The organism is Kamptonema animale CS-326, assembly GCF_028330895.1.
GTDB lineage: Bacteria > Cyanobacteriota > Cyanobacteriia > Cyanobacteriales > Microcoleaceae > Kamptonema > Kamptonema formosum.
In genome coordinates, this window is sequence record NZ_JAQMUA010000364.1 from 1 (window position 1) to 5,990 (window position 5,990).

Genomic DNA, 5,990 nt, shown 5'->3' on the forward strand with positions numbered 1-5,990 from the left:
AAACATGGGTAAAAGCAGGCTGTTTCCCATGTTTCATGGGAGGACTATCGCCGTTTAAAAGCAATTTTGTGTGGAGAAAACCGGACGCGGGGCGATCGCTCTGGTGGCTATGCGGTATACAGCGGTTCTCAGGTAGATGAGGTATATATTAAAGCTCAAAAGCCTGGATATACATAGAATCTAACGTACCTCATCTTTCTGAGAAAGGCTATATCACTTTGTAACCAAAGCGCGATCGCGCAGCCACTCTAACGGCACATAATCAGACTTTGGGCAGATACAAACCCGGCAAACGGCGATGTAATCTCTACCCAATTGCGGTTTTGCCCGCTTTTATCCAAAACTAGCTTGTAATTTGGGGCGAGAGTCACCTTACCGTTAGCAGGTACTCCCCCTCTGTAACCCGACGCAGCAGAAGCATCTGCGCGGACAGCTAAACCGCGCGGCGCGACGCGGGGCTCCACTTGACGACAAAGACTGGCGTTAGGAGTTCCATTACCAGCAGGGGGATTTTGAGGAGGATTGTTGGCTGTCCCCGAACATATTCCCAGATTGCTGTCGCTGTTGGCAAAGCCGTTAGAAATATACCCCCTGACTGGAGATGAAATTTCTACCCAGAGGCGACCATCCGATGCCTGAAGCACGTTTGCCGCATCCACGAGGGTGATTTGACTATTCAAGGGTGCGCTTCCCACTTGGCGCGATGTGAGAGAGGGTTTCTCGCGGACGACTAAACCCTGGGACGCAGTAACTCTGCGACAGAGGCTTACTGTAGCTTGGGCTATTTGAGAGGTACTTGACGATGGATTTTGGCTGAGATTTGATGTTGCGGTTGCGCCTTGGGCGATCGCAGATATCTGCAAAGTGCCGATCGCGATCGCGAACAAGCTTACGACTCCTGCGGATTGATTCCAGTGACTCATCTTTTTCATACGTTCAACTCCTCATCTAAATCAAAACAATAGTTTGAATTTGATGATGTAGTTATAGCAAAAAACGGTTTTGAGTAGATGTATGCCAAAGAAAATAAGGAAGAATGAAGATTGAGCAAATTTTACCTCAAAGCCAATGTAGCCTTGGGGAATTTTGCTGACAAGACTTAGCGATCTCGAAAGTAACGCCACCATCTCACCGCCACGATCGATCGCGTGGAAAGCAGCGTTACAAACAGTTTTCTGTAAATCAGATTAAAATTGCCGCAGAAAGCGCAAATCGCTCGTATAAACGCGGCGGATATCATCAATTTTGTGCAGAACTTGAGCAAAGCGTTCTACACCAAAACCAGCGGCAAATCCCGTATATTTTTCTGGGTCATAACCAACTGCTTTGAGAACATTGGGATCGACTACACCACAGCCCAAAACTTCTAGCCAACGCCCTTGCCATTGCAAATCAACTTCTGCTGAAGGTTCAGTAAAGGGGAAATAGCTGGCACGGAAGCGAATCGGTAAATCTTGCCCGAACATCTGCCGTAAAAATTCTTTAATTGTGCCTTTTAGATCGGTAAATGTTAGCCCTTCATCGACAGCTAAAAGTTCAATTTGATGGAAGACAGCCGCATGAGTAGCATCGACTGTATCCCGGCGATAAACACGACCCGGTGCAACAATTCGGATCGGCGGTTCGTGGTTTTCCATATAGCGAATTTGGACGCTAGATGTGTGAGTCCGCAGCAATTTTGCATCGGGTAAATAGAAGGTATCTTGCATATCCCGTGCGGGATGATCGGGCGGCGTATTCAGAGCCTCGAAGTTGTAGTAATCTGATTCTATTTCTGGGCCAGTGGCAACGGTGTAGCCAAGACCAACGAAGATATCTAAAGCTCGGTCAATCACGCCGTTTAAGGGGTGAATTCGACCTTGGGGACGGTAAACCCCTGGCATGGTAACATCTATGGTTTCTGCTTCGAGTTTGGCTTGGATTTGAGCCGATTGCAGGGTGATGCGTTTGTTGTCTAATTCTGTTGCGATCGCTTCTTTGATAACGTTGGCGATCGCGCCTATTTTTGGCCGCTGATCCGCAGCCAATTTGCCCATGCTGCCTAAAATTTGAGACAGTTGGCCTTTCTTGCCGAAGTAGCCAATCCGCAACTGTTCGAGTTGTTCTAGGGTATTTGAAGTTGCGATCGCATTTTCGGCTTCTTGGCGGAGGGTTTCTAGTTGGGCTTCTAGGTCATTTAGCTGAGTAGTCATCTGGCGAATTGTCTGTTAAATTTTGCAGCCATGATGATTTTAGCGCAATTTGTCCCTGACTTAGGAATAGGAAGTTAATAGTATTAAATTTGTGGCAATCGATATCTAGCAACCTTCTCAGCGTTTAGGACGTTATTAATTGCGGAAAACCAGTTTTATTATAACTTTTCTTTTCCTTTCTCCGTATCTATGCAGAATTTTGGTTGATATGTTTGCCAAAGTACGTCATAATTTTATTTCGTTTCCTATCAAAGAATTGGTTACTATTCGCACCACACCGATATCCACTAATTTTACCACATCTTCCCGGCTGTCTACCGTCCAAGCCACAACATCTATTCCCCGATCTCGGCTATTTTCAACCAGTGAGGGGTTATCTAGTAAAACGCGATATTGACTGCTGATTAAACGATCCTCAGCGGCTACAGCTTTCGCCAACTGAGCTTTATAATCTGATTCATTCGCGACGATGTGACCAATTAGCAAATCTTGGGAAACTTCGCGGACTTGTTCAAGAAATTGAGCGTTAAAAGATGTAATTACGCTTTTATTATTCACCCCTTCCACCAGCAAGGTATTAACAAAGTTCTTTACTTCTGAACTTGACCATTCACAATCAGGCTTGACATCAAAATATAGAAATTTATCAACATTTTTGAGGATATTTAAAGCTTCTTTCAATGTAGGAATCTTTTCTCCAGAAAAGCGCCGATCGAACCACGAACCAGCATCCAGCGCGTTCAATTCTTCTAAGGTTTTATCTCTGACTTTCCCCGAAGTTCGAGTAATTCTATCCAGTGTGGTATCATGAAAAATAACTGGCACGCCTTCTGCGGACAATTGGACATCAAATTCGATAGAATTAGCACCATATTTGATAGCGAGATCGAAAGCGGCTAAGGTATTTTCAGGGGCGATTGCAGAAAAACCCCGATGAGCAATAATTTCTATCATGGATTTAAGGGATTTTACGGATTGAAAGAATTTCGGAAGTGGCATAATTAGTAAGATGCGCCATCAACCCAAACTCTGATTTGATTAATACTACAACTTCATCTGGCCCACCATACAAGTTAATTTAAGTGTGACAGTTGCCAAAGTCCTGTCAAACAGACAATGTAAATAATTGTAACAAAAAATCGTTATTTGCATAAAACTAGCAAATTGCTCACAATAGAGAAATAGAGGTTTCCAAAAGCCTTCACTACTGGGGCTAGCCTGAGTCTGGGTGCATCTAAACTATCGGGGGTTCTGCAAAGGTGCGATCGCTCCTACCTCAACCAAATCCAGTAAAATCTACATTTGGAAGCAAATAACAATGGCACTACAATCTAACGTTGAAAACGGCATATCTCGCTTGCTCGGCGATAACACTTCGGAAGATATTATCTTGTCTGCTGGAGAACTAACAAATTTTCCTGGGGGTGCGTTTGTTCTGGGCGGAAATGATACAGTTCAAGGTGCTGCTGATAGTGAACTGATCGGAGGCAATAACGGTGAAGATAGCCTTTTAGGTGGCTCAGGAAGTGATACTCTAATGGGTGGAAAAGATAGCGATTTTGTAGATGGAGAAAGTGGCAACGATCTAGTTCGAGGAGATTTAGATGCAGATATTGTCAGAGGTGGAGAAGGTAACGACAGTTTATATGGTGGTAGAGGCAACGATCTGCTTTTTGGGGATGCTGGGGATGATTTTCTCTCAGGCGATCGCGATACTGATACACTAACTGGTGGTGCAGGAAAAGATACTTTTGCACTAGCAACTGGTGGAGGAATCGATATCATCAATGACTTTGAAAATGGTGTAGATTTAATCCGGCTACCTGACGGTGTAAATAGTGTTAGCCTGCAAACTAGCGGCGCTAATACTCTGATTGCTGATAGCATCACAGGCGAGATTTTTGCTCAACTAAATAATGTGTTAGCTTCTAGTCTTACCAGTGGTAGTTTTTTGGGTGGAAGTCCAATTTCAGATAATGGAAATACACCTGAAAACCAAGAATTTATCAATCGGGTTGTAGAACTTACTAATTTAGAACGCAGTAAAGCTGGATTACCCCCACTGAAAGCAAATATTCAGTTGAGTAATGCGGCGGAGAATCATACCAAAAATATGGCAAATCAAGACTTTTTTAGCCACACTGGAAAAGATGGTACTTCTCCAACTAATCGGGTGCAATCTTTAGGTTATCCCGGAGTCGCTGGGGAGAACATTGCTGCGGGTTCTTCGACACCAGAGGATGTGTTTGCACAGTGGATGAATAGCTCAGGACATCGCGCTAATATTCTGAATGGTGATTATCAGGAAATTGGCGTGGGTTATTACTTTTTAGCCAATGATACCGGGAGTGTTAATTATAACACCTATTGGACGCAGGTTTTTGGCATTCCTACTAGCATTTAAGAGTTTCGGTTAATCAATGGGAAGAGTGAGGTATTCCCATTTGCCATCGGACTTACCAATAATCGTAATGCTGCCGTCCCTGCGGTTAAAATACTATGGGGATGGCGGCCGTACTGTCAGCCTAAGTTCTGCTTGCCCAAACTATGCGATCGCTCTTTTGGTTATTAATGATGCTACACTCATTAAATGGTTAGAGTAACTTGCTAATTACCATTTCTAAAATCTCTTATGTTAAGTCGCGTCGCTGATTCCATCTATTGGCTCAACCGCTATGTCGAACGAGCCGAAAACATCGCCCGCTTTGCCGATGTCAATTTCAACTTAATTCTCGACTCTCCTACAGGCGTTACCCAACAGTGGGAACCATTAGTAAAAATAACGGGCGATTTGGAATTATTTCAAGAACGCTACGGCGAAGCAACCGCAGAAAATGTGATTCAATTCCTCAGTTTCGATACTGACTATCCTAACTCAATTATCTCTTGCTTGCGAGCCGCCCGCGAAAATGCTCGCTCTATCCAAGAAATTATTTCTTCGGAAATGTGGCAGCAAGTTAATGAGTTTTATATGATGGTGCAACAAGCAGCTAATGAACAAACTATGTCTCAACTGCTAGAGTTTTTTGCAGAAGTAAAAATGGCAGGACATTTGTTTGCTGGGGTGATGGATGCGACGATGACGCATAATGAAGGGTGGCATTTTGGTCAAATGGGACGTTTTTTGGAACGAGCAGATAAGACTTCTCGCATCCTTGATGTTAAGTATTTTATTCTGTTGCCTTCTGTTCAATATGTAGGCACTGCACTTGATGAAATTCAGTGGATGGCACTGTTAAAATCTGCTAGTGCTTATGAGATGTATCGTAAACGCAAGCAACATCGAATTACACCCACAGGAGTTGCGGAGTTTCTAATAATGGATCGAGAGTTCCCCCGTTCAATTCACTTTTGTTTGTTGCAAGCTGAGCGCTCTCTTCACGAAATCACTGGGACTCCTTCTAATACTTGGAAGAATCCTGTAGAACGTGCTTTAGGTCGTTCCCGTGCCGAATTAGATTATCTGACGATTGACGAAATAATTAAGATGGGTTTGCATGAATTTATGGATGATTTGCAGCAGCAAATTAATGATGTTGGTCATAAAATTTTTGAGAATTTCTTTGCTTTGGAAGCAATTAGTTAGTGGTTAGTGGTTAGTTGTTAGTGGTTAGTTGTTAGGCCATAATACAAGAATTGAGTGTGAGGTATGTTGTTGCGCTTTAGCGCTAAAGCACAACAACGTACTTCTTGTAATGTAGTAGTGGCATTGTAATACCAAATCAGGGTTTACTACCCCCTCGATTGTCATTGCGAGCGAAGCGAAGCAATCGCAGAGACTAAGCGATTGCTTCGCTT

6 protein-coding genes are annotated in these 5,990 nt (G+C 43.5%); 3 read left to right on the forward strand and 3 right to left on the reverse strand.

The genetic code is table 11. The features are described from left to right. Positions 1-248 precede the first annotated feature (248 nt). The 3 genes from PN499_RS21235 to PN499_RS21245 form a co-directional block, all read right to left on the reverse strand. Entirely contained in the window at positions 249-932 is a 684-nt protein-coding gene (locus tag PN499_RS21235; RefSeq protein WP_272034355.1) for an SH3 domain-containing protein, read from the reverse strand. Between the two features lie 255 nt (positions 933-1,187). Continuing rightward, positions 1,188-2,192 (reverse strand): phenylalanine--tRNA ligase subunit alpha, encoded by a 1,005-nt coding sequence (gene pheS / locus PN499_RS21240; RefSeq protein ID WP_007354432.1) that lies wholly within the window; start codon positions 2,190-2,192, stop codon positions 1,188-1,190. Between the two features lie 225 nt (positions 2,193-2,417). Then, positions 2,418-3,146, reverse strand: a complete 729-nt coding sequence (locus tag PN499_RS21245) for a glycerophosphodiester phosphodiesterase (RefSeq protein ID WP_272034357.1) — start codon at positions 3,144-3,146, stop codon at positions 2,418-2,420. Between the two features lie 364 nt (positions 3,147-3,510). Between PN499_RS21245 and PN499_RS21250 the strand changes: the two genes are divergently transcribed. The 3 genes from PN499_RS21250 to PN499_RS21260 all read left to right on the forward strand — a co-directional run bounded on the left by PN499_RS21250 (position 3,511) and on the right by PN499_RS21260 (position 5,778). Further along, positions 3,511-4,596 carry a CAP domain-containing protein gene (locus tag PN499_RS21250; protein ID WP_272034359.1) on the forward strand — a complete coding sequence of 362 codons (1,086 nt, stop codon included), beginning with the start codon at positions 3,511-3,513 and terminating at the stop codon, positions 4,594-4,596. Between the two features lie 67 nt (positions 4,597-4,663). Further along, positions 4,664-4,795 (forward strand): hypothetical protein, encoded by a 132-nt coding sequence (locus PN499_RS21255; protein ID WP_272034361.1) that lies wholly within the window; start codon positions 4,664-4,666, stop codon positions 4,793-4,795. Between the two features lie 29 nt (positions 4,796-4,824). Beyond that, positions 4,825-5,778: an alpha-E domain-containing protein gene (locus tag PN499_RS21260; RefSeq protein ID WP_007354435.1), complete on the forward strand. Its 954-nt coding sequence runs from the start codon at positions 4,825-4,827 to the stop codon at positions 5,776-5,778. Positions 5,779-5,990: the final 212 nt, after the last annotated feature.

What these genes read in the sequence shown, in the direction of transcription:
- pheS (WP_007354432.1), bottom strand. Translation starts at nt 2,192, where the DNA reads ATGACTACTCAGCTAAATGACCTAGAAGCCCAACTAGAAACCCTCCGC.
- PN499_RS21255 (WP_272034361.1), top strand. Translation starts at nt 4,664, where the DNA reads ATGCTGCCGTCCCTGCGGTTAAAATACTATGGGGATGGCGGCCGTACT.
- PN499_RS21245 (WP_272034357.1), bottom strand. Translation starts at nt 3,146, where the DNA reads ATGATAGAAATTATTGCTCATCGGGGTTTTTCTGCAATCGCCCCTGAA.
- PN499_RS21235 (WP_272034355.1), bottom strand. Translation starts at nt 932, where the DNA reads ATGAAAAAGATGAGTCACTGGAATCAATCCGCAGGAGTCGTAAGCTTG.
- PN499_RS21250 (WP_272034359.1), top strand. Translation starts at nt 3,511, where the DNA reads ATGGCACTACAATCTAACGTTGAAAACGGCATATCTCGCTTGCTCGGC.
- PN499_RS21260 (WP_007354435.1), top strand. Translation starts at nt 4,825, where the DNA reads ATGTTAAGTCGCGTCGCTGATTCCATCTATTGGCTCAACCGCTATGTC.